The sequence below is a fragment of the Cupriavidus sp. USMAHM13 genome (assembly GCF_001854285.1).
Taxonomy (GTDB): Bacteria; Pseudomonadota; Gammaproteobacteria; order Burkholderiales; family Burkholderiaceae; genus Cupriavidus; species Cupriavidus malaysiensis.
The window spans coordinates 433,785-459,129 of record NZ_CP017752.1 but is presented as its reverse complement, the minus strand read 5'-3'; the positions used below and the strand labels follow the sequence as shown (position 1 = coordinate 459,129).

Below are 25,345 nucleotides of genomic sequence, written 5' to 3'. Positions count from 1 at the left end.
TCCCCCGGGGCATGCGCCCGCAGAGGCGTGCCCGACCATCCTGGAGACAACACCCATGCAGCCCCCGAACGATACCCGGCCGCCGGCCGGCAAGTGGACCTATGCCGCCGTCATCCTCGGCGCGGCACTCGGCATGCTGGCCGGCTACGCACCGCTCTTCAACGCGACGGCCGGCGTCTTCGTGCGGCCGCTGGCCGCCGAGTTCGGCTGGGGCCGCTCGGAGGCCTCGCTGTCGTACGCGGCGTCGATGTTCGGCCTGGCGGTGGTCAGCCCGCTGGTCGGCTCGCTGATGGACCGCTTCGGCATCCGGCGCGTGATCGCCTGTTCGGCGGTGGTGTTCGGCCTGGCCACGGCGGCCATGGCGCTGCAGAACGGCAGCAAGGCGCTGTGGGTCTGGCTGTCGGTGCTGGTCGGCGTGTCGGGGGCGGCCACCTCGGTGCTGGGCTACCTCGCCGTGCTGCCGCAGTGGTTCGACCGCCGCCTGGGCCTGGCGCTGGGCCTGGCCATGTGCGGCCTGGGCGCGGGCACCGTGCTGATGCCGATGAGCGCGCAGTACCTGGTCACGGCGCACGGCTGGCGCGCTGCCTACGCGACGCTGGGCGGCGGCACCATCGTGCTGTCGCTGCTGGCCTGCGCGCTGCTGCGCGAACGGCACGTGCCGACGCGCGCCGCGGGCGGGCCTTCCGCCGCGGCGGACGGCATGACGCTGGGCCAGGCCCTGCGCAGCTACCGCCTGTGGGCGATCTGGCTGGTCTTCGTGCTGGCTTCGTCCGCCACGCTGTCGCTGGGGCCGCACCTGCCGGCGATGTTCGCCGACCGCGGCTTCACGCCGGCCGAGGCTGCCCGCAGCGCCTCCACCGTGGGGGTGGGCCTGCTGGTCGGCCGCATCGCCACCGGCATCCTGATCGACCGCATCCACGCGCCGCTGGTCGCCGCGGTCTTCTTCGCCGGCGGGGCGCTGGGCATCCTGCTGCTGCGCGCGGGCGGGGACTACGGCACGCTGCTGCTGGCGACCACGCTGATCGGCCTGACCATCGGCGCCGAGGGCGACCTGATCTCCTACCTGGTGCGTTCCTACTTCGGCCTGCGCGCCTTCGGCACCCTGTTCGGCATCGCCTTCTCGGGCTACGGCTTCGGCGCCGTGATCGGCCCGGTCGGCCTGGGCGCCTGGTTCGACCGCCATGGCGACTACGCGCTGCCGCTGCTGGTGCTGCCGGCCATGCTGGGCGTGGCCGCGCTGCTGGTGCTGTCGCTGGGGCGCTACCGGCGCCCGGCGGCCCACGGCGCGGCGGGCGAGGTGGCGGTGTCCGCTTGAGCGGGCGGCACAGGGCAGGGCGGCACAGGGCAGGGCCGGCACGGCGGGCGGAGTAGAATTGGGACCGGCGCAATTTCCATCCGCATCCCGTCGATCCCCCGCTTCCCCACCATGTCCGCCGCACGCAAGCCCGCCGCCGCCCAACCCGCACCCGCACCCGCACCCATCCCGCGCCGGCGCGGCCGCCCGCCCAAGAGCGATTCGCCGATCGGCGCCGAGCCCATGCTCAGCCGCACGGCCATCCTGCAGCACGCCATCGCGCTGACCCGGACCATGCCGCTGGACCAGATCTCGATGGTCCAGCTGGCCAAGGACTTCGGCGTCGCGCCCGGCCTGATCCACTATTACCTGGGCGGGCGCGACAAGCTGGTGTCGGGTGTGCTCAACGACTACTACCGCATGCGCATGAGCCGCACGCCCGCGCTCAGCGGAGACTGGCGCGGCGACGTGGAGCGCATCGCGCGGCTGAGCTTCCAGGTGGCGCTGGAGAATCCGGGCGTCAGCATCTACGTGGCCTCGCACAACCGCTTCCGCCTGTTCCAGGACGTGGAGCCCGGCGAGACCGACTACGGCATGGAGTTCTTCAACCGGATGACGTCCGCCATCATGCAGGGCGGATTCAGTGCCGAGCAGGTCGCGCTGGCCTACCACCTGATCGCCCAGTACCTGGTCTCGACCAGCATGGCGGAAGCCTCGCGCCAGCTGCCGGCCTACCACCAGGCCTTCATCGAAGAGAAGCTGAGCCAGGTGCCGGCCGGGCAGTATCCCGGCGCGCGCTTCGTGGCCAAGGCCTTCTCGCGCCTGTCGTCGGAGACGGCCTTCGAGGAAGGGCTGCGTATCACGCTGGACGGGATCGAGGCCTGGCGCACGGCTGCCGCGGCGCCGAAGAAGCGCAAGGCCAAGGCGGCATAGCTTCCTTCTCCTGCTCTTCCCCCTCGCTTGCGCGCGAGGGCAGGGCTGCCGGCCCCCGGCGCCGCTTCCTGCGCGCGCCTGCGTTCAGCGATCGGTCGCTGCCATGAGTCCCCGCCGTTGAATTCTGCTACCGCCGGCTAGTGGTATCCACTTATTTGAGATGCTGGCAATTAATTTAGAATCCTTATTTGCTACCGTATCAAATAAAACGGAAGCGGACCGGCGCGAGCCCGGCCGCCGCGCCACGCGGCAGGCGGCAAGCGATGACAACGCAGTGATCCCTAGCGACCGATAGCGATCCGTAGCACCCCGGGGCCCGCCCTGTTGCCGGGATGCTCCAGCCCCCGATCTTCCCGACCCCCCGCAACACCCGTCACCACCCCATCGATAACACCAGGAGGAGAAAAATGAAAAAACGTCATCGCATCGCGGCCGCCGCGCTGCTGGCCTGTTTGGCCTGTGCGGGCGCCGCCAGCGCGCAGTCCGGCGTCACGCTCTACGGCGTGGCCGATGCCAGCGTCGAGTTCGTCAACCACGCGGGCACGGTGCCGACCGCCGCCAACGGCTTCAATTCCGGGCCCGCCAACCAGGTCGTGCGCCTGAACTCGGGCGGCCTGTCGGGCTCGCGCTGGGGCCTCCGCGGCGTCGAGGACCTGGGGCAGGGACTCAAGGTGAACTTCGTGCTGGAGAGCGGCTTCAATCTCGACACCGGCACCCTCCAGCAGAGCGGCCGGCTGTTCGGGCGGCAGGCCTTCGTCGGCCTGCAGAGCGCGACGCTCGGCCAGCTTTCGCTGGGCCGGCAGTACACCTCGCTGTTCGACAGCATGGCGAACTTCGTGCCGGCCTACTTCGCCACGCAGTATGAGCCGGTGGTGATGCTGACCGGCGCCAATTTCCGCGAGGACAACACCATCAAGTACAGCGGCACCTTCGGCGCCCTGACGGCCGTCGCGCACTGGTCGTTCGGCACCGGGCTGGCCCTGCCGCAGGTGGTGGCGGGCGGCGCCGCCATCGGCGGCAACGGCGAGAACCCGGGGCAGTTCCGCCGCGACAGCGCCTACGGCGCCGCGCTTACCTATGGCGCCGGCCCCTTGGCCGCGGCGCTCGGCTACGACCAGTTCAACCCGAGCATCGGCAGCGGCAGCGGCAGCTTCCGCAAGGCCGCCGCGGCGCTCAGCTACAGCTTCGGCCCTGCGCGCCTGATCGGCGGCTACCGCTGGGGACAGAACCAGGGCGTGACGGGCGCGGTGATCGGGCGCGACGACTACTACTGGGTGGGCGGCATCTACCAGGTCACGCCGGCCCTCAGCCTGACGCTCGAGTACGCCTACGACAACCTGAAGAACCTGTACGGCAACAGCGCGCTCGCCAACCCCTGGCAGCTCAACCTGATCGCCGGCTACAGCCTGTCGAAGCGCACCGATCTCTACTTCACCGCCGCCTACGCCAGGAACGCCGGACTGGCGCTGGACTCGGCGTCGATCGGCTTTGCCAACAGCCTGTCGCTGGGCAACAGCTACGCGCCGGCCAGCGGCCAGTCGTCGATGCTGGGCATGGCGGTCGGGATCCGCCACAAGTTCTGAGCGGCCGGACGCGGGCCGATGCGCACGCCGGAGGTGCCGTCCGGGTGGCCGCTCAGGCGGCTGCGCCGGCGTGCATCGGCACGGCGCCGGCTGCCTGCGGGAACAGCGGTCCCGCGGCGGGCGCGCCGGGCTGCTCCACCTCGTCCAGCAGCGGCGGGAAGTCCGTCGCGCGCAGCCACTGGGCCAGGAAGGTGCCCAGCGCTTCCAGCAACACGTCCGAACTCAGCCCCTGCACGCCGCCGAAGGAGGGCGCCACCACCAGCGTGGTGCCCTCGTGCTGGAAGATCTGCAGGCGGTGGGTGGTGTCGGCCGGCTGCAGCACGGCTTCGCTGCCCGCCACGTCCTGGAAGCCGAAGGCACGCAGGTAGTCGTGGCGATGGCGCTCGCCCAGGCACAGCAGCACGCGCGGGCGGTGGCGCTGGCGCAGTCCATGCAGGAAGCGGAAGCGTCCGCCTTCGCGGCACAGGCGCAGGAAGGCCGGCCGCGAGCGCAGCTCCGGCTGCTCGGCGAAGACCTTGGTCCACGGCAGGGCGGCATCGAGCCGCTCGGGCAGCGGGAACAGGTTCAGCTTGAATTCCCAGCCGCGCGGCGCATAGAGGTGGCGGTGGAAATAGTCGGGCGCCGACATCAGGCTGCGCCCGGGGGGCAGCGCCGCGGCACGCGCCGACGCCATCACCCGCGCGATGCGGTAGTGCGTCTGCCAGCGCGGCAGCAGGTGGGCATGGCGGCGGCGGTAGGCGGCATCCCACGCGTCCGGCTCGGGGCGGCCCTGCAAGGCCAGCGGCAATGGCATGCCGAGGAAGAGCGGCATGGCGTCGCAGATCCAGACCGCCGCCGCCGGATTGCCCCCTTCCATGCCGGCGAACGTCGAGAATGCGCGGTCCAGCGCTTCGCGATCCCACTCTTTGCGGCCCGGCGCCGCGCTCCTGTTGTGCTGCATGACTTCCCGCCCCCTGACGCTTGACCCTTGGCCCTGGACCCGGGATCGCGCGCCGTAGGCCGGCGCGTCGTCCCGTCGTTGTTCCGCCGTTCTGCTGTTCTGGCTTGCGGAGGCCGCGCGCTCGTGGATGGCGCAGCTTGTCCTCCGCGTTCCCTGCCCGGCGCGCAGGCACCGGACCGGTGCACGCCTGGCTGGCTCTTGCCGCGGGCGCCGGAGTGAGGGAAGCATGGGGAAGCATGCAATCCCATCGCCGGAGGGCTTGACCATGCGTCTCAGTTTCTGTGGCGGCGCCGGGGGAAAAAATGCGTGGGCGCTCTTGACAGCGCCGCGCCGATGCCGCTACGGTCGTCCGGCTATCCCGGCCGACATATGCCCCCATCCCATCCGGCCGCGCCACGTTCCATGCCGAATCATCCGATCTGGCCAGGCCATCCCGCGCCGGACGCCGAGCGCGTCACCTTCAGCTACTTCGACGTCGCGGGCGAGCCGTTCCACCAGCAGCTGCTGGCATGGCGCGGCCGCGTCGGACACGTGATGGATGTGCTGCCGCTGCGCGACCAGCTCGCGCAGCCCTTCCGCGGCGCCATCGCGCGCTACGACGCCGGCGGCATCGCCTTCACCGACTGCGTGACGGATACGCTGCAGATCGAGCGCACCATCGCCCGCATCTCGCGCGACAGCGTGCGCAGCTTCGCCTTCCACATCTTCCTGTCGGGCGGCACCGGGATCCTGTCGGGGCGGCGCGCCAGGCGCACCGACGCCGCCGTGGCCGACGGCATCCTCGGGCTCGATATGGACCAGCCCGTGCGCATGATCCGCCACGCCTGCCGCGTCATCACCCTCTTCGTGTCCGGCCAGGTGCTGGAGGACCTGCTGGTCGACCCGGCCACCATCCATGGCCGGGCGATCGGCGCCGACGTGCCGATCGCCCGGCTCATCATCGAGCGGTGCGCGGCCCTGGCGGGCCGCATCCGGCACATGCCGGCGGCCGAGGCGGGCTTCCATCTGCGTGCCATCGTCCGCCTGCTGGCCGAGGCCTACGGCCGGCAGGCCGGATTGCTCGGCAACGCGCGCGCGGTGGAGCGCGCGCAGATGTACGGCCAGGTGCTGCGGCATATCCGGCACCACCTGCACGAGGCCGAACTGTCGCCGGACAGCGTGCTGGATGCGCTGGGCCTGGCGCGCCCCTCGGTCTACCGGCTGTTCCAGCACGAGGGCGGGCTGGCCCGCTACATCCAGCGGCTGCGCCTGCGCCTGGCCGCGCACGAGCTGGTGGCCTTCCCGCAGATACCGGTCAAGGACATCGCCTACGCCTGCGGCTTCAAGACCCCGTCGGACTTCTCGCGCGCCTTCCGCCGCGCCTACGAGATGACGCCGCAGGAGCTGCGCATGCCGGCCGCCCCGGTCTGACCCGGGTGCCTGGTACTGCGCTCGGCCCACGAAGGCGCGCAGTGATGGAAAATGTGCCCGGATGTGTCTTGATCGCCGTGGTCGCGCCGCCCTTGCTTGCGCGAGGCCGGCCGACCCGCCGGCACCGGCCCTGGCCGTGCTGGCGGCGGCGCGCCTGCCGCTGCTGCCGACCGTGATCGTCGGCGTGGCCGCCGCAGGCGTGCTCCGGCATCTGCTCGGATACGGGACAACAAATAGGGATCACGAAAGCACCATGGATGCACCGCAACTCATCACCGAGGACCACTGGATCGACACCGCCCACGGACGCGTCTTCGCGCGCAGCTGGCAGGACGGGGATGCCGCCGCGGCCGGCCTGCCGCCCATCGTGCTGATGCACGACTCGCTCGGCTGCGTGCGCCTGTGGGGCACCTTCCCGGCCACGCTGGCGCGCCACAGCGGGCGCCGCGTGATCGCCTACGACCGGCCCGGTTTCGGCGAGTCCGAGGCACGCGCCGACCGGCTCGGCCCGGACTTCGTACGGGCCGAGTCCACCGAGGTCTTCCCGCGCCTGCGCGCGCAGCTTGGCATCGGGCGCTTTGTCGTGATGGGGCACAGCGTCGGCGGCGGCATGGCGACCTATTGCGCGGCGGCGGCCGGCGATGACTGCGAAGCCCTGGTCACCGAAGCGGCCCAGGCCTTCGTCGAAGAGAAGACGCTGGCCGGCATCCGCGATGCCAAGGTCCAGTTCGCCCAGCCCGAGCAGTTCCAGCGCCTGGCGCGCTATCACGGCGGCAAGACGCAGTGGGTGCTGGATGCCTGGATCGGGACCTGGCTGGGACCGGCCTTCGCCGACTGGTCGCTGGCGGACACGCTGCCGTCGGTGCGCTGCCCGCTGCTGGCCATCCACGGCAGCGAAGACGAGTACGGCTCCGACGTGCATCCGGACATGTTCACGCGCCTGGCCGGCGGGCCGGCGCAGATGGAGCTGATGCCCGGCACGCGCCACGTGCCCCATCGCGAACGCGAGCAGCAGGTGGCGCAGCGCATCGCGGCCTTCCTGGACGCCGTGCCCGGCATGCGGGCGGCGGCGCGCTGAGCGCAGCGCCGCGCGCCGGCTAGCGGGTGGGGCGCTGCCTGCCTTGGCGCGCCGTACGCGGCGGCCGCGCGCCGGAAGCGCCGGAAGCGCCGGCCGGCCCGATGCCGGCGGGCTCCCGCACCGGGTCCGGCGCTGCCGCCGCGCTGCGCTCGAGGAAGCCGACCAGCAGTTGCGCGGCGGGAGAGAGCAGGGCGACGTCGCGGAAGCAGATGGCGAAGCGGCGCCGTGCCCAGCCGTCGCGCAAGGGGATGATGCACAGCCCCAGCGCCGGCGCGACCTGCCGCGCGATTTCCGCCGGGAAGACGGCGATGCCCAGTCCGGCCCGCACGCAGCGCAGCGCGGCCTCGAAGGTGGACACCACGGCACGGTAGGCGATGCGCCGGCCGAGGATGGCGGCGTGCCGCTCCAGCATGGTCTGCACGGCCGTCTGCGCCGGCATGCCGACCTGGTCGAAGGCCAGTGTGTCCTCGAAGCGGCAGGCCTCCAGCCGTGCCAGCGGATGGGTGGCGGGCACCACCACGGCCAGGTGGTCGCTGCGGTAGGGCCGGGTCTGGAAGCCCTCCAGGTCGGCCGCATCCCAGCAGATGCCGAGCGGCGCCGAGCCTTCGCGCAGCGAGCGCACGATCTCCGTGCTGAGACTCTCCTCGATGGTGACGCCGATATCGCGGTGCTCCGGCTGGCGCAGGAAGGCGGCGATGTCGTCCGGCAGCGATTCCGCCAGTGACGAGGTGGTGGCGAGCAGCCGCACCTGGCCGCGCACGCCGGCGCCGTAGTCGGCCATGTCGCGCGCCACGCGGCCGGCGGCGGCCAGCATGGCGCGCGCGTGGGCCAGCACGATCTCGCCGGCAGGCGTCGGGATCACGCCGCGGCGGCGGCGTTCCAGCAGCGTGGCGCCCACCGTTTCCTCCAACTGTGCCAGCCGCTTGCTGATGGCCGAGGCCACGATGTGTTCCTGTTCGCCGGCGCGCGCCATATTGCGCGTCTCGCAGACGGCGACGAACAGGCGCAGGGTGGTGAGGTCGAGGTCTCGCATGGCGCAGGTGGGGAGTCCAGGGTTCCGGTCGGGAAGGCACGGGCCGGCAGCGGGCCGGGAGGATGCCGACCCGGCAACGTTACCGCCAGCCGAGGCCGCGGCGCAAGGCTTTCCATTTCGGAAAGTTATCGTGCGCAAATCATCGCTTCTCCAGGACAGCGGAAGGCCATAGAGTGAATCCCGTCGCTTCCCGCCGGGAAGCCCTCCCCACCGATTCCCGCTTCCCCGATTCCCGATTCCCGATTCCCGTTCCCCGTTCTCCGCCATGACCTCTACCTACCCCCGCCGCGCCGTGATCCGCGAGGTCGGCCTGCGCGACGGCCTGCAGAGCCTGCAGGCGATCCTGCCGACCGCGCACAAGAAGACCTGGATCGCCGCCGCGCACGCCGCCGGCCAGCGCGAGATCGAGGTCGGCTCCTTCGTGCCGGCACGCCGGCTGCCGCAGCTCGCCGACACCGCCGAGCTGGTGGCCTTCGCGCGTACCCTGCCGGGCCTGTCGGTCTCGGTGCTGGTGCCGAACCTGCGCGGCGCGCAGGACGCCATCGCCAGCGGCGCCGACCTGATGGTGGTGCCGCTCTCCGCCAGCCATGCCCACAGCCTGGCCAACCTGCGCAAGACCCCGGACGAGGTGGTCGCGGAGGTGGCCCGCATGCGCGCGGCGCGCGACGCGGCCGGTGCGCGCACGCTGATCGAGGGCGGGGTCGGCACCGCCTTCGGCTGCACCATCCAGGGCGCGGTCGATGCCGGCGAAGTGCTGCGCCTGATGCAGGCGCTGCTCGATGCCGGCGCCGACCGCGTCAGCCTTGCCGACACCGTCGGCTATGCCGACCCCGCCATGGTCGGCGCGCTGTTCGAACGGGCCCTCGCCATCGCCGGCGAGCGCCTGTGGTGCGGCCACTTCCACGACACGCGCGGGCTCGGGCTGGCCAATGTGCTGGCGGCACTGCAATGCGGCGTGACACGTTTCGACGCCTGCCTGGCCGGCATCGGCGGCTGCCCGCACGCGCCCGGCGCGAGCGGCAACGTCGCCAGCGAGGACCTGGCCTACATGCTGGGCAGCATGGGCATCGACACCGGCCTCGACATCGGCCGCCTGCTGTCCCTGCGTGCCGAGGTGGCCGGGTGGCTGCAGGGCGAGACGCTGCATGGCACGCTGGCGCGCGCGGGCCTGCCCAGGACCTTTGCCGCGGCGCCCGCGCGCGCGGCGGCCTGAGGAGAGACGCAATGGCCATCGACGAGCACGAAGACACCCTGGCGGCCGCTCGCGCCGGCAGGCCCGATGAGGCCGGCGCGCTGCCGCTCGCCGGCCTCCGCGTGGTGGAGTTCTCCCATATGGTGATGGGCCCCACCTGCGGCATGATCCTGGCCGACCTCGGCGCCGAGGTGATCAAGGTCGAGCCGCCCGGCGGCGACAAGACGCGCCGGCTGCCCGGCCTGGGCATCGGTTTCTTCCGCGCCTTCAACCGCAACAAGAAGAGCGTGGTGCTGGACATCACCACCGCCGCCGGACAGGCTGCCGCGATCGAGCTCGCCGGCCAGTGCGACGTGCTGCTGGAAAACTTCCGCCCGGGCCTGATGCAGGAGTTCGGCCTCGGCTACGAGGCGCTGTCGGCCCGCTTTCCCCGCCTCGTCTACGCCTCGCACAAAGGCTTCCTGCCGGGGCCGTACGAGAAGCGGCTGGCGCTCGACGAAGTGGTGCAGATGATGGCGGGCCTGTCCTACATGACGGGCCCGCCGGGACGCCCGCTGCGTGCCGGCGCCTCGGTCAACGACATCATGGGCGGCATGTTCGGCGCCATCGGCGTGCTGGCCGCGCTGCGCGAGCGCGAGCGTACCGGCCGCGGGCAGGAGATCCAGAGCGCGCTGTTCGAGAACTGCGTGTTCCTGGCCGCCCAGCACATGCAGCAGTTCGCCATGACGGGCGAGATCCCGCCGCCGATGCCGGCGCGCGTCTCGGCCTGGAGCGTGTACGACGTCTTCACGCTGGCCGGCGGCGAGCAGCTCTTCATCGGCGCGGTCAGCGACAAGCAGTTCATCACCTTGTGCAAGGTGCTGGGCCACCCGGAGCTGGCCACGCGCCCCGAGTACGCCGACAACGCCGCGCGCGTGGCCGTGCGCCCGCAACTGCTGGAAGCGCTGGGCGCCATCCTGCGGCACCACCGCGCCGAAGACCTGGCCCCCCGGCTGGAAGCGGCCGGGGTGCCCTACGCGCCGATCATGCGCCCGGACCAGTTGCTGGACGACCCCCACCTGGTGGGCAGCGGCGGGCTGGTGCCGATGCCGATGGACGACGGCAGCGTCGCCCCCACGGTGCTGCTGCCGCTGCTGATGGGCGGGCGCCGCCCTGGCGTGCGCCGCCCCTTGCCGAAGGCCGGCGAACACAACGCCGAACTCTTTCCCGGGCGCGCCGAGGCGTGCGGCGGCAGCTGAGCGCGCGGCGCCCCGTCGTCGAGCGCGCAGACAAGGCCACGACAGAGCCAGGACAAGACAAAACCCAGACCGGAGACAACCATGCACCAGCCCGACCCGCGTGCCCCCGCGCACGCCGACTCCCCCGCCCGGCCCGCCCGCCGCACCCTGCTGAAGCTGGCGGCGCTCGCCGCCGCCGCGGCCTGCCTGCCACCGGCGCCGGCCCTGGCCCAGGGCGGCAGGCCGCTCAGGCTGATCCTGCCGATCAGCGCCGGCTCGGGCGTGGACGTCATCGCGCGCGCCGCCGCCCCCGCGCTGGGCAAGGCGCTCGGGCAGCCGGTGGTGATCGAGAACCTGCCGGGCGCGGGCGGCATCACCGGCGCGGCGGCGGTGGTCAAGGCGCAGCCGGACGGCAACACGCTCGGCCTGGTGTCGAACAACCACGTCATCAATCCGAGCGTGTACCGCGCGATGCCCTTCGATGCCGTCAAGGACGTCACCGCCATCAGCGTGATCGGCGCCACGCCGCTGGTGCTGGTGGTCAATCCCAAGGTGCCGGCGAAGAACGTCAAGGAACTGGTGGCGCTGCTCAAGGCGAAGCCCGATGCCTACAACCTGGCCTCGTCCGGCAATGGCACCATCCTCCACCTGGCCGGCGAGATGTTCCTGGGCGAGGCGGGCGTCAAGGCCCACCACGTGCCCTACAAGGGCACCGGGCCGATGATCACCGACCTGCTGGGCGGCCAGGTCGAGATGGGCGTGGTGGCGCTGAACGCGGTGCTGCCGTACCTGAAGGCCGGCACGCTGCGCGCCATCGGCCTGTGCGGCCACGCCCGCTCGCCGGCGGCGCCGGACCTGCCGACCATCGCCGAACAGGGTTTGCCGCGCTACGACGTCGAGGGCTGGTTCGCCGTGATCGGCCCGCCCGGGATGAAGCCGGCCGACGTCCAGCGCATCCACGACGCCTTCGCCGCCGCCTTCACCAGCCCCGAGGTCGCCGACGCCATGAAGCGGCTCGCCACCGTGGTCGAGCCCGGCACGCCGGCTGCCGCGGCGAGCTTCTTCCGCGCCGAGGCCGAGCGCTATGCGCGCCTGGTCAAGGCCAGCCACGTGGTCGTCGAATAGACGGGCCGCACGACCCGCCGCGCTTCCCACATCCCGCAGCCCGCAGCCCGCAACCCGCAACCCGCAACCCGCAACCCGCAACCCGCAACCCGCAACCCGCAACCCGCAACCCGCAACCCGCAACCCGCAACCCGCAACCCGCAGCCCACACTACCCGACATGCCTCTCTACCGACTGGGCGGGCACGCGCCCGCCATCGCCGCCTCCGCCTACGTCGCCGCCGAGGCCACCGTGATCGGCCGCGCCGAACTGGCCGCGCAGGCCAGTGTCTGGCCCGGCGCGGTGATCCGCGCCGACAACGAAACCATCTGCCTGGGCGCTGGCAGCAATGTGCAGGAAGGCGCGGTGCTGCACACCGACCCCGGCTGTCCGCTGGACATCGGCGCGGGCGTCACCATCGGCCACCAGGCGATGCTGCACGGCTGCACGGTGGGCGATGGCAGCCTGGTCGGCATCCAGGCGGTGATCCTGAACCGCGCGGTGATCGGCGCCGAGTCGCTGGTCGCCGCCGGCGCGCTGGTGACGGAAGGCAAGGCCTTTCCGCCGCGCTCGCTGATCCTGGGCTCGCCGGCCAAGGCGGTGCGCACGCTCAGCGACGAGGAGGTGGCGAACCTGCGCGCCAATGCCGAGGACTATGTGCGGCGGGCGCAGGCCTACCGCACGGAGCTGGAGCGGATCGGCTGAGCTCCCGCACGCCGGTGTCCGGAGCCAACGGATGCCAGGCCCAGGCCACTAGCCGCTAGCCTGCCGAGCGCTTCAAGCGCATCGAGACCGAGAAGCTCTCGGCCGGATGCACGGTGACCGAGACCTCGAAGGTCTCGCCGGCCGCATCCATGTAGCGGCGCACGATCTTCAGCACGGCGGCGCCCGGTTCCAGTTGCAGGGCCTGCGCGATGCGCGCATCGGCCAGCGTCGAGGCGCGCACGTCCTGCTGGATCTCCGCGATCTGGCGCGCGTAGCGCGACTCGATCAGAGCGCTGACCAGCTTGTCCGGCGAGCGCCGGACCTCCTCGCCGATTTCCTCGTAGGCGGGATCGATGTAGACATCGGTCCAGGCCATCGGCGCCGTCCGCGCGCCTTCGCGCAGGCGCACGCTGGCAATGCGCAGCCAGGGCGTGCCCTCGGCGCAGCCGATCTCGCGCGCGGCTTCCCCCGCCACCGCCACCGTCTCCACCGCCTGCACCACGCGCAGGTGCTCCGCGCCGAACTGCACCAGGTCGTCCACCGAGGCGAGCGTGGGGCGGAACACGGCCTTCGGCCGCGTCGCCTCGACGCGTGTTCCCACGTTCTTGCGGCGCGACACCAGCCCCAGTTCCTGCAGTTCCTGCAGCACCGCGCGGATGGTGTAGCGGCTGGCCTGGAACTGCTCGCACAGCTCGAATTCCGTCGGCAGCAGCGTGCCCACCGGGAGGCGTCCCGTGGTGATCCCGTCCAGCAGTTGCCGGGTGATGTCCGCCGAATTGCTTTTGCTCATCTGTGTTGTCTACGTCACCAAAAGATGCGGGCGGGTTAACCCCCATGGCGCCGATATGTTCGAACATATTTAATGTCGAATATGTTCGAACATATTAGCGAACCCGTCCCGACCCTACAAGGTAGCACCATGTCCACCTACTCCATTCCCGCCGCCAGCACCGTCATCGACTCGGCACTGTTCCGTGACGCCTTCGGCACCCAGGCGATGCGCCAGATCTTCTCCGACGGCGCGCTGGTGCAGCGCTACATCGACGTCGAGGTCGCGCTGGCCAAGGCCGAGGCGCGCGTCGGCGTGATTCCCGCCGAGGCCGCCGCCGTCATCGCCAGTGAAGCCCGCATCGAGCGCCTCGACTTCGAGCACATGCGCGAGGAGACCGACATCGTCGGCTACCCGATCCTGCCGCTGGTGCACCAGCTCGTGGCCATGTGCGGCGAGGCGGGCCGCTACGTGCACTGGGGCGCCACCACGCAGGACATCATGGATACGGCGGTGGCGCTGCAGGTGCGCGACGCGCTCGACAGCATCGACGCCGACATCCGCGCACTGCGCGGCATTCTCGCCGGCCTGGCGCTGCGCCACCGCGATACGCCGATGGCGGGCCGCACCCACCTGCAGCAGGCGCTGCCCGTGACCTTCGGCTACAAGGCGGCGATCTGGCTGGCCATGTTCGACCGCCACCAGCAGCGCCTGGCCGAACTGCGCCCGCGCGTGGCGGTGGTCGAATTCGCCGGCGCCGCCGGCACGCTGGCCTCGCTGGGCGAGGCTGGCTTCGCGGTTCAGCGTGCGCTGGCCGAGGAACTCGGCCTGGGCGTGCCCGCCACCACCTGGCACGTGGCGCGCGACGGCTTCGCCGAGGCGGTCAACCTGCTCGCGCTGGTGACCGGTTCGCTCGGCAAGATCGCGCTCGACATCATGATCATGGCCTCGACCGAGTTCGCCGAGGTGTATGAACCCTTCGTCAAGGGGCGCGGCGCCAGCAGCACCATGCCGCAGAAGCGCAACCCGATCTCCAGCGAGCTGATGCTGGCTGCGTCCAAGGCCGTGCGGCAGCACGCCGGGCTGATGGTCGATGCGATGGTGCAGGACTTCGAGCGCGCCACCGGGCCCTGGCACGCCGAGTGGATCGCCATCCCCGAGAGCTTCATGCTGACCGCGGGGGCCCTGCACCAGGCCAGGTTCGCGCTCGGCGGCCTGATCGTCGACGCGGCCCGCATGAAGCACAACCTCGGCCTCTCCAACGGCCTGATCGTGGCCGAGGCCGTGATGATGGGCATGGCGCCCCACATCGGCCGCCAGCAGGCGCACGACGTGGTCTACGACGCCTGCCGCACCGTCAATGAAAGCGGCGGCACGCTGGCCGACGCGCTCAGCGCCCTGCCCGAGGTGACGCGCCACTTCGACCGCGCCGCCATCGAGCGCCTGGTCGACCCGGCCAACTACCTGGGCCTGGCGCCGCAGATGGTCGACCGCGCGCTTGCCTTGTCGCGCCAGGTGGCTTGAGGTTCCGGGGTCAGGTGGAGGAAGACATCATGCACAACACACCCATCCAGGCGCCCGCTGCGGCGCCGGCGCGGCCGCTGCCGTGGTACCGCAGGCTCGGCATGCAGGTGCTGGTCGCGCTGGCGTTCGGCATCGCGGTCGGCTTCGCCTTGCCCGCCTTCGCCGCCAAGCTCAAGCTGCTCGGCGACATGTTCCTGTCCCTGATCAAGGCCGGTGTGGCGCCGCTGGTGTTCCTCACCATCGTGCACGGCATCGCCTCGGCCGGCGACGTGAAGAGCGCGGGGCGGGTCGGCTGGCGCTCCATCGTCTACTTCGAGGTGATCTCCACCCTCGCGCTGATGGCCGGCATGCTGGCCGGCAACCTGCTGCAGACCGGCAAGGGCATGAGCCACGTGGCCGCGGGCGCCGCGCCGGCCGCCGCCAAGGCGGCGCCGCAGGGCATCCTCGAGTTCATGATGCACATCGTGCCGGACAACTTCGTCGGCGCCTTCGCCAAGGGCGAGCTGCTGCAGGTGGTGGTGCTGGCGGTGATGGTGGGCATCGGCATCCTCGCCATCCCGGAAGCGCGCCGCGAGAAGATCAATGCCGGGCTGGACACCATCTCCGAGGTGCTGTTCTCCTTCATCAACCTCGTCATGAAGCTGGCGCCGATCGGCACCTTCGGCGCGGTGGCGTACTCGGTCGGCAGCAACGGCTCGGCGGTGCTGGTGGCGCTGGCGCAGTTCGTGCTGAGCTTCTACGCCGTGGTGGCGCTCTTCATCGCCGTGGTGCTGGGCCTGATCGCGCGGCTGGCCGGCTTCAGCCTGTGGCGCTTCCTGCGGTTCATCAAGGAGGAGGTGCTGATCGTGCTGGGCACGGCCTCTTCGGAAAGCGCGCTGCCGCGCCTGCTGATCAAGCTGCAGCGCCTCGGCTGCGCCAGGCAGACCGTCGGCCTGGTGCTGCCCACCGGCTACGCCTTCAATCTCGATGGCACCTCCATCTTCATGGCCATGGGCGTGATGTTCATTTCCCATGCCTACGGCGTGCCGCTGACGCTGGACCACCAGCTCGGCATCCTCGTGCTGATGCTGCTGACCTCCAAGGGCGCGGCCACGGTGTCGGGCGGCTCCTTCGTCGTGTTCGCCGCCACCGTCACCTCGACCGGCCTGCTGCCGGTGGAGGGCCTGGCAGTCATCTTCGGCGTCTACCGCTTCCTGTCGATGGCCATCGCCACCTGCAACACCATCGGCAACAGCGTGGCCACGGTTGTCGTCGCCAAGTGGTCGGGCACCTTCGATGCCGAGGCCGCCAGGCGGCAGCTGTATCCCGAGCGCTACCCCGAGGCCGTGGCCGACGCGGTGCTCGACGGCGGCATGCTGCCGGCGGGCACCGCGCAGGGCGCCGGCCGCCAGGACAGCGGCGTGCCGCTGCAGAAAGCGCGGGCGCTTTGAGCCGGGGGCGGCGCTGCCGCCCGCATGAAGCGACGCGCACGCAATCCGCGGCAATCCGCTGCGGCAGAACCAGAAACCGATACAAGACAGAGGAGACACCGGATGCAATCCCTTCCATCCCATGCAGGCCGCGCGCAGCGCGCCTCCGCCCGCCTCGGCGCGGTGGCGGCCGGCGCCGCCTTCGCCGTGCTCGCGGCCATCGCCGGCACGGCCCAGGCCCAGGCCTACCCCGCCAAGCCGATCACCTGGATCGTGCCCTTCGCCGCCGGCGGTCCCACCGATGCGCTTGCGCGCAGCATCGCCGAGCGCGTCGCGCGCGAAGTGGGGCAGTCCATCGTCATCGACAACTCGCCCGGCGCGGGCGGCACGGTCGGCGCGGCCAAGGCGGCGCGCGCGCCGGCCGACGGCTATACCCTGCTGGTCGGCCACATGGGCTATATGGGCGCGGCGCCCGCGCTGTACAAGAAGTTGCCGTACGACCCGGTCAAGGACTTCGCCGCGGTGTTCCGCTTCCCGGACACGCCGATGGTGCTGATGGTGCGCAAGGACCATCCCGCCAAGGACGTGCGCGCCCTGGTCGACTATGGCAGGGCGCACCCCGGCAAGCTCTTCCTCAGCAATGCCGGCATGGGCTCCACCTCGCACCTGGTCGCGGCCATGTTCGCGTCGGCGGCGGGCATGAAGGTGGCGCTGGTGCCGTACAAGGGCGCCGGCCCGGCCCTGATCGACGTGATCGGGGCACAGGTCGACGGCATGTTCGACCAGACCAACACCGCATTGCCGCAGATCGCCGAGTCCAAGGTGCGCGCGCTGGCCGTCACCTCGGCGGTGCGCGTGCCGCAGCTCAAGGATGTGCCCACGCTGGCGGAAACCGTGCTGCCCGGCTTCGAGGCCGGCACCTGGTACGGGCTCTACGCGCCGCGGGGCACGCCGCCGGCAGCGCTGGAACGCCTGCAGCAGGCCTACCTGAAAGTGATGGCGGACAAGGCCTTCAGCGCCCGGCTGTCGGCGCAGGCGATCCAGTTGCTGCCGCCCGAGCAGTACACCGGCAGCGCGCTGGCGCGGCACACCGAGGCCGAGGTCGCGCGCTGGAAGACGGTGGCGGCCAAGGCCGGCATCTCGCTGGACTGAGCGCCATGGCCACCCATCGTATCGAGCACGACGCATTCGGTCCGGTCGAGATCCCGGCAGACAAGTACTGGGGCGCGCAGACGCAGCGTGCGCTCGGCGTCTTCGCGGTCGGCGAGGAGCGCCTGCCGGCCTGCCTGATCCATGCCTTCGGCCTGCACAAGATGGCTGCCGCCGCCGCCAACCTGCGCTGCGGCGTGCTGGAAGCGCGGCTGGGCGAGGCGATCCTGCGCGCCGCGGACGAACTGCGCGGCGGCGCGCTCGATGCCCACTTCCCGCTGACCGTCTGGCAGACCGGCTCCGGCACGCAGACCAATATGAATGCCAACGAGGTCATCGCCAACCGTGCCAACGCAACGCTCGGCCAGCCGCTCGGCAGCAAGGCGCCGGTGCATCCGAACGACCACGTCAATGCCTCGCAGTCGTCCAACGACAGCTTCCCGAGCGTGATGCACATCACGGCCGCGCTTGAAGTGCGGGACCGCCTGCAGCCGGCACTGGCGCAACTGCGCGACAGCCTGCGCGAGCGCGCCGACGCCTTCGCCGGGGTGCTCAAGCTCGCCCGCACCCACCTGATGGATGCCGTCCCGACCACCCTGGGCCAGGCTTTCGAGGGTTTTTCCGCGCAGGTGGCCAATGCCGTGGCGCGCCTGGACGATGCCATGCCGCGCCTGCTGGTGCTGCCGCAGGGCGGCACCGCCGCGGGAACCGGGCTCAACGCGCCGGCGGGCTTCGCCGAAGCGTTCTGCGAGGAAGCCGGCCGGCTCGCCGGCCTCGCCTTCCGTCCCAATCCCTGCAAGGTCGAGGGCATGGCCGCGCATGACGCGCTGCTCGAGCTCTCCGGTGTCCTCAACGTGATCGCGGCCGCCTTCACCAAGATCGCCAATGACCTGCGCTGGATGGGCTCGGGGCCGCACTGCGGCCTCGGCGAGCTGCTGCTGCCGGACGACGGCCTGACCTCGTCGATCATGCCGGGCAAGCGCAACCCGACCATCGCCGAGGTCATGGTGCAGGCGGCGATGCAGGTGGCCGGCAACCACGTCACGGTGACCATGGCGGGCGCCTCGGGCAGCTTCGAACTGAACGTGGCCAAGCCGGTGCTGGTCTACAACGTCCTGCAGTCGATCCGCCTGCTCGCCGACAGCGCGCGCATGGCCGCCGCGCGCCTGGTGCCCGGCCTGCGCCCGGTCGAGGCACGGCTGGCGCGGCAGCTGGAGAGCCCGCTGCTGGCGGTCACCGCGCTGAACCCGGTGCTCGGCTACGATCGCGCGGCCGCGATCGTGCGCCATGCCATGGCGCGGGGGATCGCGCCGCGCGAGGCGGCGGTCGAGCTGGGGCTGTTGACGGCGCAGGCGTATGACCGCCTGGTGGACCCGCGCCGCATGGCGCGGGGCGGCGACCCCGGACCGGTGCCCGGCCGTTAGTCCACTGCGTCATTCGAGAGGCACCGCCGCCCGGGGGCGCCTTCTCTGACGCAATGGACTAGCGCCCCCGCTCGGCGCCGCCGTTGACCTGCACGATCTGCGCGGTGACGTGCGCCGCGCCGGGCGAGGCGAGCCAGCCGATGGTGGCGGCGATGTCCTGCGGCGTGCCGGCGCGCAGGGTCATGGCCTCGGCGGCCTTGCTGTCGCGCTGCGCCGGCGACAGGGCGCTGCCGAAGAACCCGGTGTCCTGTACATGGCCCGGAGCGATCACGTTGACCGTGATGCCGCGCGGGCCGAGGGCCTTGGCGAGGTCCTGGCTGTAGGGGTGCAGGGCGGCCTTCGCCGCGCCGTAGCAGCCTTGTCCCGAGCCGCGGTAGGCGGCGATCGAGCTGAGGAACAGGATGCGGCCGCCCGGCGCGCGCAGCTGGTCGGCGAGTGCCTCGGTCAGCAGCACGGCGGACAGGGTGTTGAGGCGGAAGTTGTCCGTCCAGCGGCGCGCCACGCCGGCCAGGCCATCGGCATAGGTCTCGGCGGGCACCTGGCGCAGCACGTGCCCGCCCGCCGCGTTGACGATCACGTCGATGGCGTCGAAGCGCGCGCGCAGGACGTCGCGCACGCGTTCGACCTGGTCCGGCGCGGCCAGGTCGGCCTGCAGCGCGATCACCGGCGGTGCCTGGGGAAAGCGGCCGCCGATGGCCTGCGCGGCCTGTTCGAGCAGCGCGCCGCGTCGTCCGAGGATGACGACCTGGTCGCCCTGTTGCGCGAAATGTTCCGCGGCGGCGCGGCCGATGCCCGTGCCGCCGCCGCTGATGATCACCACTTGGGTCATCGACTTGCTCCGTTCGTTGCGTGCCTGAAGTACAGTGCTATGCCGCGCCGTCCGCGGCGCGCTGCTGCGTGCGCCTGCCGCGTCCGGCGTGCCGGCAACGATCGTCCGCGGCGCCCGCGGCGTCAAGCTTGATACTGCCGATCAACCTGTCCGTTCCCTTCCGTTCTCTTCCCTTCCCAGCCAAGGCCATCCCATGCCGACCTACCTGACTTCCGCCGAGGCCGCCGCGCGGCTCGGGGTCTCGCGCCAGTCGCTCTACGCCTACGTCAGCCGTGGCCTGCTGCGCGCGCGGGAAGCGGAGCGCGCGCGCGAGCGCCGCTATCTCGCCGCCGATGTGGAGCGCCTGGCGCAGCAGCGTGCGCGCGGCCGCAAGCCGGGGGAGGTCGCCAAGGCAACGCTCGACTGGGGGCTGCCCGTGCTCGAGTCCGGCATCACCCTGGTCGAGCACGGGCGCCTGTTCTATCGCGGCACCAGCGCCACCGAGCTGGCCGCCGCCGCCACGCTCGAAGACGTGGCGGCCCAGTTGTGGCAGTGCGATGCCGCGGCTGCATTCGGCGCGCGCGCCCCGGCGCGCTCCCGCACGCTGGCGGGTCTGCAGCGGCACTACCGCGGCCAGCGCGCCGAGGCCAGCCTGCTGCCGCTGTTCGCGGTGGCCAGCGAGGACAGCGCCACCGCCGCGCAGCAGCCCTGCGCGGCGGACCTGGTGCGGGGGTGTGCCGACCTCCTGCGCCTGCTGGCTGCCTGCCTGCTGGGCACGCGGCCCGATGTGGCACCGCTCCATCTCCAGTGCGCACGGGCGTGGGGCGTGGACGCCGCCGGCGCGGAACTGATCCGCATGGCCCTGGTACTGTGCGCGGACCACGAACTCAATGCCTCGAGCTTCACGGCCCGCTGTATCGCCTCGACCGGCGCCAGCCTGCGCGCGGGCGTGATCGGCGGCCTCGCCGCGCTGAGCGGCGACCGCCATGGCGCCACCACCGCGCGCGGCGAGATCTTGTGGGATGAACTGGGTGTCGAGCGGGGCAGGAACGCGATCGAGCGCCGCATGCGCGAACGCCTGGCCCGGGGCGGCGACCTGCCGGGATTCGGCCATCACCTGTATCCCGATGGCGACGTGCGCGCAGCCGCGCTGCTGTCCCGCGTCCTGCCCAGGCACCGCCGCTGGCAGCAGCTGGCCGCCCTCGCCAGCGCGCTGACCGGCCTGCAGCCATCGATCGACTTCGCCCTGGTCGCCGTGCGCAGGCATCTGCGCCTGCCCGTCGGCGCCGCCTTCGGCCTGTTCGCGCTGGGGCGGGCCGTCGGCTGGATCGCCCATGGGCTGGAGCAGCGCACGCAGCCGGGCCTGATCCGGCCGCGCGCGGCCTATGTGGGGGTGCGGCCGGTGGGGGGCGGACTACCAGGCGGACTACCAGGCGGGCCGCAAGTCGGATCCGCCGCCGCGCCCGGGCGCGAGTACCGCGCCGGCAAGCGCGTCGCGCCCCGGGGCGAGCGGCTGGTGGCGGAGGCGATCGCCCCGTCGTCCGGCCGCCGGTGAGCGTTGCCGCCGAGTCAGCCGCGCTTGGTGCAGGGCGAATGCCCGCCGCGCAGGCGGGCGGTCGCTCCCCTCTCTCACTCGCGGGAGAGGGGCGGGGGGAGGGCGGGCGCCCGCAGCCGTGCCGCCTCTCCGCTTGCCAGCGCCGCCCGCAAGGCTCCGGCCTTGCAACGCTTCGCCCCCGCCTCGCCCGGCTGCTCGACGGACCGGGTTTCTCGACGAATGGAAGACTCGGGACACTAAGCGTCCGTCGCCCCGCCGCGCCGGCGATACGCTCCCGGCGCGCTGCCGGTCCAGCCCTTGAAGGCGCGCTGGAAGGCCGCGCTGTCGGTGAAGCCGAGTTCCTGCGCCAGTTCGGCCAGCGGCACCGCGCTGGTATTGAGGCGCTCGATCGCCAGGTCGCGCCGCAGCGCATCCTTCAATGACTGGAAGGACGCGCCTTCGAGCGCCAGCCGCCGCTGCAGCGTGGCGGTCGACATATGCAGCGCGCCGGCGGTCTCGGCGAGGTCCGGCCAGGCCGGCCGCGCGCCCTGCAGATGCGTGCGCACGCGCGCGCTGACGAGGTCGTTGCCGCTGCGCGGCACGATGATGTTGGCCTGCGCATGGGCCAGGAAGTGGCGCAGCGCGGCCTCGTCGCGCCGTATCGGAGCCTGCAGCCATGCCGCGTCGAACCAGAAGGTGGTCAGCTCGCGGCCGAACTCCAGGTCGGAGGGAAAGATCTTGCCGTAGCTGGCAGCGTGCGGCGGATTGCCGAAGGCGAAATCGAAGCGCGCGATCGGCAGGCGGCCGCCCGCCAGCCAGGCCAGCAGGCGCCAGAACACGCGCACCAGCATCTCGTGGAGGAACACCGGACGGCCCGTGGCCGCTTCGTGGAAGCGCAGCGCGAGTCCGGCGAGGGCGCCGTCGCGCCGGTGTTCCAGCGTGACATCGTCCTGCAGCAAGGAAAAGGTGCGGGCCACGCGCCGGATGGCGGTGTCGAGGTCGCGCGCGTTCAGCGCGGCGCGCGCGACCAGCGCGAAGCTGCCCGGCTTCAGCGGGCGCGCGAGAAAGCCCAGGCACTCGTCCTCGCGCTGCTCGATCAGCACGCGGAACAGCGCCACGTACTGCGTGGCCGTCACGCGGGCAGCCGGGTGCGTCAGCGGCGCGCGCGCGATGCCGGCATCGTGGAGAAAGCCGTCGATGGGTTCGCCGCGCGCCTGCACGCCGGCGAGCATGCCGTGCACCAGGGCGACGGGCACGGTCACGGGGGCTTTGGACGTCACGGGCGGCGGTGCCATGGATTGAGGTGTTCTGCCATCGGAACGATGCGGTTTGCAATGGCCGGCTCGGGCCAGCGTTTCTAACATGGGTGGCATCGATAACGCAATCGACCCGCAATCATGCGGGCGGGACGGAGACCAGCATGTACCTGACCCAAGGGCTGCATCGTGCGGTGCAGCAGAAACCTGACCACATCGCGGTGCGCTGCGGCCGGCGCCAGCGCACCTTCCGCCAGCTGGCGGAACGCGTGGCGCGCCTGGCCGGCGCGCTGCAGGCCCTCGGCATGCGCGAGGGCGACCGCGTGGCCATGCTGGCGCTGAACTCCGACCGCTACGTGGAGTACCAGATGGCCGTGCCCTGGGGCGGCGGGGTGATGAACCCGTGCAATACGCGCTGGTCCGCCGCGGAGATCCTCTATGCCCTGAACGACTCGGGCTCGACCATCCTGCTGGTGGACGAGAACTTCCGCGCGCTGGTCGAGCAGGTGCGCGGCGAGGCCACCACCTTGCGCGAAGTGATCTACTGCGATGACGGCGGCGATGGTGACGGCGGCAGTCACGGCGCGCCCGGCACGCGCGCCGTGCCGCCCGGCATGCACGGCTACGAGGCCCTGCTGGCCGCCACCGCCCCGGTGCCCGATGCCATGCGGCGCGGCGAGGACCTGGCGGGCATCTTCTACACCGGCGGCACCACCGGTTTTCCGAAGGGGGTCATGCTCAGCCACGCCAACCTGTGCAGCTCCGGCCTGGCGCTGCACGCCGAGGGCCTGGCGACGCGCGGCGGCACCTATCTGCATGCCGCGCCGATGTTCCACCTGGCCGACATGGGCCTGGCCATGCCGCACTGGATCGAGGGCAATACCCATGCGGTGGTTCCCGCCTTCTCCGTCGAAGGGGTGCTGGAGACGCTGGAGCGCGACCGCGTCACGCACGTGCTGCTGGTGCCGACCATGATCCAGATGCTGGTCGACCATCCGGCCATGCGCCAGCCGCGCGACCTGGGCGCGCTGCGCACCATCGCCTATGGCGCCTCGCCGATCTCGGAAGCGGTGCTGGAACGCGCGATGACGGCCCTGCCCGGCGTGGAGTTCGTGCAGGCCTACGGCATGACCGAGCTGTCGCCGCTGGCGACCATCCTGCCGCCGCTTTACCACAGCGCACAAGGCCGCGGCCTCGGCAAGCTGCGCTCCGCCGGACGCGCCAGTTATTGCACCGAGGTGCGCATCGTCGACCCGCTGGGGCGGGAAGCGCCGCGCGGCTGCGTGGGCGAGGTCGTCGCGCGCGGACCGAACGTGATGCAGGGCTACTGGAACAAGCCGGAACAGAGCGCGGAGGCGCTGCGCGATGGCTGGATGCATACCGGCGACGGCGGCTACATGGACGAAGACGGCTTCATCTTCATCGTCGACCGCATGAAGGACATGATCATCAGCGGCGGCGAGAACGTCTATTCGGCCGAGGTCGAGAACGCGCTGGCCCAGCATGGCGCGGTGGCGTCCTGCGCCGTGATCGGCATCCCCAGCGCGGAATGGGGCGAGGCCGTGCATGCCGTGGTGGTGCGCAGGCCCGGCGCCGACGTTGCGGCCGAGGCGCTGATCGCCCACTGCAAGACGCTGATCGCCGGCTACAAATGTCCGCGCAGCGTCCAGTTCCGCGATGCCATGCCCCTCTCGGGGGCCGGCAAGATCCTCAAGACCGAGCTGCGCAAGCCCTATTGGGAAGCGCTGGCGCGCCAGGTCGGTTAGTCCTCCCACGAACCATCCACCAGGAGCCACCATGACTGCATCCGCGATCGTCGCCGGCGTCGGCATGATTCCCTTCTCCAAGCCGGGGGCGAGCGAAGCCTATCCGGTGATGGCCGCCCGTGCCATCCGTGCCGCGCTGGCCAACGCGGGCCTCGCCTACGACAAGGTACAGCAGGCCTACGCCGGCTATGTCTACGGCGACTCCACCGCCGGCCAGCGCGGGCTCTACGAGGTCGGCATGACGGGCATCCCCGTGATCAACGTCAACAACAACTGCTCGACCGGCTCGACCGCGCTGTACCTGGCGCGCCAGGCGGTGGCGAGCGGCGCCGTCGACTGCGCGCTGGCCTTCGGCTTCGAGCAGATGACGCCGGGCGCGCTGGGCTCGGTGTTCGAGGACCGGCCCAGCCCCTTCGAACGCTTCGACGCCGTGACCGAGGAGCTGGTCGACGTGCCCGGGGTGCCCTTCGCGCTGCGTTACTTCGGCGGCGCCGGGCTGGCGCACATGGAGGAATTCGGCACGCGCCTGGAAACGTTCGCGCGGATCCGCGCCAAGGCCAGCCGCCACGCCGCCAACAATCCGCTGGCGCTGTTCCGCACCGTGGTCACGGCGGAGGAGGTGATGGCCTCGCCGATGATCTGGCCCGGTGTCATGACCCGGCTGATGGCCTGCCCGCCGACCTGCGGTGCGGCGGCCGCGCTGCTGGTGTCGGAGGCCTTCGCCAGGCGCCACGGCCTGGACACCACGGTGCGCATCCGCGCCCAGGCGATGACCACCGACACGCCCGTGGCCTTCGACGCGCGCGATATGCGCGAGGTGGTGGGCTTCAGCATGACGCGCGAAGCCGCCAGGCAGGTGTACGAGGCCGCCGGCGTCGGGCCGGAAGACATCCGCGTGGCGGAGCTTCACGATTGCTTCGCCCACAACGAGCTGATCACCTACGAGGCGCTCGGGCTGTGCCCCGTGGGCGGCGCCGAGAAGTTCGTCGACGATGGCGACAACACCTACGGCGGGCAGGTCGTCACCAATCCCTCGGGCGGCTTGCTGTCGAAGGGCCATCCGCTCGGCGCGACCGGGCTGGCGCAGTGCACCGAGCTGGTCGAGCAACTGCGCGGGCAGGCCGGCGCGCGCCAGGTCGAGGGCGCCCGGCTGGCCTTGCAGCACAACCTGGGGCTGGGCGGCGCCTGTGTCGTCACGCTGTACGAAAGGAGCTGAC

General features: G+C 71.7%; 21 protein-coding genes. 16 read left to right on the top strand and 5 right to left on the bottom strand.

Features of this window, described 5'->3' with window-relative positions; translation table 11 throughout:
• Positions 1-55: 55 nt before the first annotated feature.
• The 3 genes from BKK81_RS20435 to BKK81_RS20425 all read left to right on the top strand — a co-directional run bounded on the left by BKK81_RS20435 (position 56) and on the right by BKK81_RS20425 (position 3,810).
• Complete coding sequence (locus tag BKK81_RS20435; RefSeq protein ID WP_071017227.1) at positions 56-1,315, top strand: MFS transporter; 1,260 nt, start codon at positions 56-58, stop codon at positions 1,313-1,315.
• Between the two features lie 111 nt (positions 1,316-1,426).
• Positions 1,427-2,227, top strand: coding sequence for a TetR/AcrR family transcriptional regulator (locus BKK81_RS20430; RefSeq protein ID WP_071017226.1), 801 nt, complete (start codon positions 1,427-1,429; stop codon positions 2,225-2,227).
• Positions 2,228-2,634: 407 nt separating this feature from the next.
• A complete protein-coding gene (locus tag BKK81_RS20425; RefSeq protein WP_071017224.1) occupies positions 2,635-3,810 on the top strand; it encodes a porin in 1,176 nt (391 codons plus the stop codon).
• A gap of 52 nt (positions 3,811-3,862) precedes the next feature.
• Here the strand turns inward: BKK81_RS20425 and BKK81_RS20420 are convergent, their stop codons facing one another.
• On the bottom strand, positions 3,863-4,750 hold the full coding sequence (locus BKK81_RS20420; RefSeq protein ID WP_071017222.1) for a hypothetical protein: 888 nt from the start codon (positions 4,748-4,750) through the stop codon (positions 3,863-3,865).
• 402 nt (positions 4,751-5,152) lie between these two features.
• Between BKK81_RS20420 and BKK81_RS20415 the strand changes: the two genes are divergently transcribed.
• Both BKK81_RS20415 and BKK81_RS20410 read left to right on the top strand, forming a co-directional pair.
• Positions 5,153-6,160, top strand: coding sequence for a helix-turn-helix domain-containing protein (locus tag BKK81_RS20415; RefSeq protein ID WP_071017220.1), 1,008 nt, complete (start codon positions 5,153-5,155; stop codon positions 6,158-6,160).
• Positions 6,161-6,413: 253 nt separating this feature from the next.
• The gene (locus tag BKK81_RS20410) at positions 6,414-7,238 is read left to right on the top strand and encodes an alpha/beta fold hydrolase (protein ID WP_071017218.1); all 825 of its coding nucleotides are present in this window, start codon (positions 6,414-6,416) and stop codon (positions 7,236-7,238) included.
• A gap of 19 nt (positions 7,239-7,257) precedes the next feature.
• On the opposite strand, the gene BKK81_RS20405 is transcribed toward BKK81_RS20410, so the two are convergent.
• Entirely contained in the window at positions 7,258-8,271 is a 1,014-nt protein-coding gene (locus BKK81_RS20405; protein WP_083384308.1) for a LysR family transcriptional regulator, read from the bottom strand.
• 265 nt (positions 8,272-8,536) lie between these two features.
• On the opposite strand from BKK81_RS20405, the gene BKK81_RS20400 reads away from it, so the two are divergent.
• From BKK81_RS20400 to BKK81_RS20385, 4 genes are all read left to right on the top strand, one after another.
• The gene (locus BKK81_RS20400) at positions 8,537-9,484 is read left to right on the top strand and encodes a hydroxymethylglutaryl-CoA lyase (protein ID WP_071017217.1); all 948 of its coding nucleotides are present in this window, start codon (positions 8,537-8,539) and stop codon (positions 9,482-9,484) included.
• A gap of 119 nt (positions 9,485-9,603) precedes the next feature.
• Positions 9,604-10,701: a CaiB/BaiF CoA transferase family protein gene (locus BKK81_RS20395; protein ID WP_071021900.1), complete on the top strand. Its 1,098-nt coding sequence runs from the start codon at positions 9,604-9,606 to the stop codon at positions 10,699-10,701.
• Between the two features lie 81 nt (positions 10,702-10,782).
• Positions 10,783-11,805: a tripartite tricarboxylate transporter substrate binding protein gene (locus tag BKK81_RS20390; RefSeq protein ID WP_071017215.1), complete on the top strand. Its 1,023-nt coding sequence runs from the start codon at positions 10,783-10,785 to the stop codon at positions 11,803-11,805.
• Between the two features lie 159 nt (positions 11,806-11,964).
• Entirely contained in the window at positions 11,965-12,489 is a 525-nt protein-coding gene (locus BKK81_RS20385; RefSeq protein ID WP_071017213.1) for a gamma carbonic anhydrase family protein, read from the top strand.
• 55 nt (positions 12,490-12,544) lie between these two features.
• Here BKK81_RS20385 and BKK81_RS20380 read toward each other — a convergent pair whose 3' ends face one another.
• Positions 12,545-13,279: a GntR family transcriptional regulator gene (locus BKK81_RS20380; RefSeq protein ID WP_071017212.1), complete on the bottom strand. Its 735-nt coding sequence runs from the start codon at positions 13,277-13,279 to the stop codon at positions 12,545-12,547.
• 129 nt (positions 13,280-13,408) lie between these two features.
• On the opposite strand from BKK81_RS20380, the gene BKK81_RS20375 reads away from it, so the two are divergent.
• The 4 genes from BKK81_RS20375 (at position 13,409) to BKK81_RS20360 (ending at position 18,764) form a co-directional block, all read left to right on the top strand.
• Positions 13,409-14,782: a class-II fumarase/aspartase family protein gene (locus tag BKK81_RS20375; protein ID WP_071017210.1), complete on the top strand. Its 1,374-nt coding sequence runs from the start codon at positions 13,409-13,411 to the stop codon at positions 14,780-14,782.
• Between the two features lie 29 nt (positions 14,783-14,811).
• Positions 14,812-16,212 carry a cation:dicarboxylate symporter family transporter gene (locus BKK81_RS20370; protein ID WP_071017208.1) on the top strand — a complete coding sequence of 467 codons (1,401 nt, stop codon included), beginning with the start codon at positions 14,812-14,814 and terminating at the stop codon, positions 16,210-16,212.
• Positions 16,213-16,314: 102 nt separating this feature from the next.
• The gene (locus BKK81_RS20365; protein ID WP_071017206.1) at positions 16,315-17,343 is read left to right on the top strand and encodes a tripartite tricarboxylate transporter substrate-binding protein; all 1,029 of its coding nucleotides are present in this window, start codon (positions 16,315-16,317) and stop codon (positions 17,341-17,343) included.
• A gap of 5 nt (positions 17,344-17,348) precedes the next feature.
• On the top strand, positions 17,349-18,764 hold the full coding sequence (locus tag BKK81_RS20360; protein ID WP_071017204.1) for a class II fumarate hydratase: 1,416 nt from the start codon (positions 17,349-17,351) through the stop codon (positions 18,762-18,764).
• Positions 18,765-18,822: 58 nt separating this feature from the next.
• On the opposite strand, the gene BKK81_RS20355 is transcribed toward BKK81_RS20360, so the two are convergent.
• Positions 18,823-19,593: an SDR family NAD(P)-dependent oxidoreductase gene (locus BKK81_RS20355; RefSeq protein WP_071017201.1), complete on the bottom strand. Its 771-nt coding sequence runs from the start codon at positions 19,591-19,593 to the stop codon at positions 18,823-18,825.
• A gap of 193 nt (positions 19,594-19,786) precedes the next feature.
• Here BKK81_RS20355 and BKK81_RS20350 point away from each other — a divergent pair, with 193 nt between their 5' ends.
• Complete coding sequence (locus tag BKK81_RS20350; RefSeq protein ID WP_083384305.1) at positions 19,787-21,127, top strand: citrate synthase family protein; 1,341 nt, start codon at positions 19,787-19,789, stop codon at positions 21,125-21,127.
• A 236-nt stretch (positions 21,128-21,363) separates the two neighbouring features.
• Here BKK81_RS20350 and BKK81_RS20345 read toward each other — a convergent pair whose 3' ends face one another.
• The gene (locus BKK81_RS20345; protein ID WP_231908182.1) at positions 21,364-22,386 is read right to left on the bottom strand and encodes an AraC family transcriptional regulator; all 1,023 of its coding nucleotides are present in this window, start codon (positions 22,384-22,386) and stop codon (positions 21,364-21,366) included.
• Positions 22,387-22,526: 140 nt separating this feature from the next.
• Between BKK81_RS20345 and BKK81_RS20340 the strand changes: the two genes are divergently transcribed.
• Complete coding sequence (locus BKK81_RS20340; protein WP_071017198.1) at positions 22,527-24,128, top strand: long-chain-fatty-acid--CoA ligase; 1,602 nt, start codon at positions 22,527-22,529, stop codon at positions 24,126-24,128.
• Between the two features lie 31 nt (positions 24,129-24,159).
• Positions 24,160-25,344 (top strand): lipid-transfer protein, encoded by a 1,185-nt coding sequence (locus tag BKK81_RS20335; protein ID WP_071017196.1) that lies wholly within the window; start codon positions 24,160-24,162, stop codon positions 25,342-25,344.
• Position 25,345 lies beyond the last annotated feature (1 nt).

Coding starts and splice junctions, on each gene's coding strand:
- BKK81_RS20415 (WP_071017220.1), top strand. CDS start 5,153: ATGCCGAATCATCCGATCTGGCCAGGCCATCCCGCGCCGGACGCCGAG.
- BKK81_RS20400 (WP_071017217.1), top strand. CDS start 8,537: ATGACCTCTACCTACCCCCGCCGCGCCGTGATCCGCGAGGTCGGCCTG.
- BKK81_RS20340 (WP_071017198.1), top strand. CDS start 22,527: ATGTACCTGACCCAAGGGCTGCATCGTGCGGTGCAGCAGAAACCTGAC.
- BKK81_RS20410 (WP_071017218.1), top strand. CDS start 6,414: ATGGATGCACCGCAACTCATCACCGAGGACCACTGGATCGACACCGCC.
- BKK81_RS20385 (WP_071017213.1), top strand. CDS start 11,965: ATGCCTCTCTACCGACTGGGCGGGCACGCGCCCGCCATCGCCGCCTCC.
- BKK81_RS20425 (WP_071017224.1), top strand. CDS start 2,635: ATGAAAAAACGTCATCGCATCGCGGCCGCCGCGCTGCTGGCCTGTTTG.
- BKK81_RS20390 (WP_071017215.1), top strand. CDS start 10,783: ATGCACCAGCCCGACCCGCGTGCCCCCGCGCACGCCGACTCCCCCGCC.
- BKK81_RS20430 (WP_071017226.1), top strand. CDS start 1,427: ATGTCCGCCGCACGCAAGCCCGCCGCCGCCCAACCCGCACCCGCACCC.
- BKK81_RS20395 (WP_071021900.1), top strand. CDS start 9,604: ATGGTGATGGGCCCCACCTGCGGCATGATCCTGGCCGACCTCGGCGCC.
- BKK81_RS20420 (WP_071017222.1), bottom strand. CDS start 4,750: ATGCAGCACAACAGGAGCGCGGCGCCGGGCCGCAAAGAGTGGGATCGC.
- BKK81_RS20370 (WP_071017208.1), top strand. CDS start 14,812: ATGCACAACACACCCATCCAGGCGCCCGCTGCGGCGCCGGCGCGGCCG.
- BKK81_RS20365 (WP_071017206.1), top strand. CDS start 16,315: ATGCAATCCCTTCCATCCCATGCAGGCCGCGCGCAGCGCGCCTCCGCC.
- BKK81_RS20375 (WP_071017210.1), top strand. CDS start 13,409: ATGTCCACCTACTCCATTCCCGCCGCCAGCACCGTCATCGACTCGGCA.
- BKK81_RS20435 (WP_071017227.1), top strand. CDS start 56: ATGCAGCCCCCGAACGATACCCGGCCGCCGGCCGGCAAGTGGACCTAT.
- BKK81_RS20405 (WP_083384308.1), bottom strand. CDS start 8,271: ATGCGAGACCTCGACCTCACCACCCTGCGCCTGTTCGTCGCCGTCTGC.
- BKK81_RS20335 (WP_071017196.1), top strand. CDS start 24,160: ATGACTGCATCCGCGATCGTCGCCGGCGTCGGCATGATTCCCTTCTCC.
- BKK81_RS20355 (WP_071017201.1), bottom strand. CDS start 19,593: ATGACCCAAGTGGTGATCATCAGCGGCGGCGGCACGGGCATCGGCCGC.
- BKK81_RS20380 (WP_071017212.1), bottom strand. CDS start 13,279: ATGAGCAAAAGCAATTCGGCGGACATCACCCGGCAACTGCTGGACGGG.
- BKK81_RS20360 (WP_071017204.1), top strand. CDS start 17,349: ATGGCCACCCATCGTATCGAGCACGACGCATTCGGTCCGGTCGAGATC.
- BKK81_RS20350 (WP_083384305.1), top strand. CDS start 19,787: ATGCCGACCTACCTGACTTCCGCCGAGGCCGCCGCGCGGCTCGGGGTC.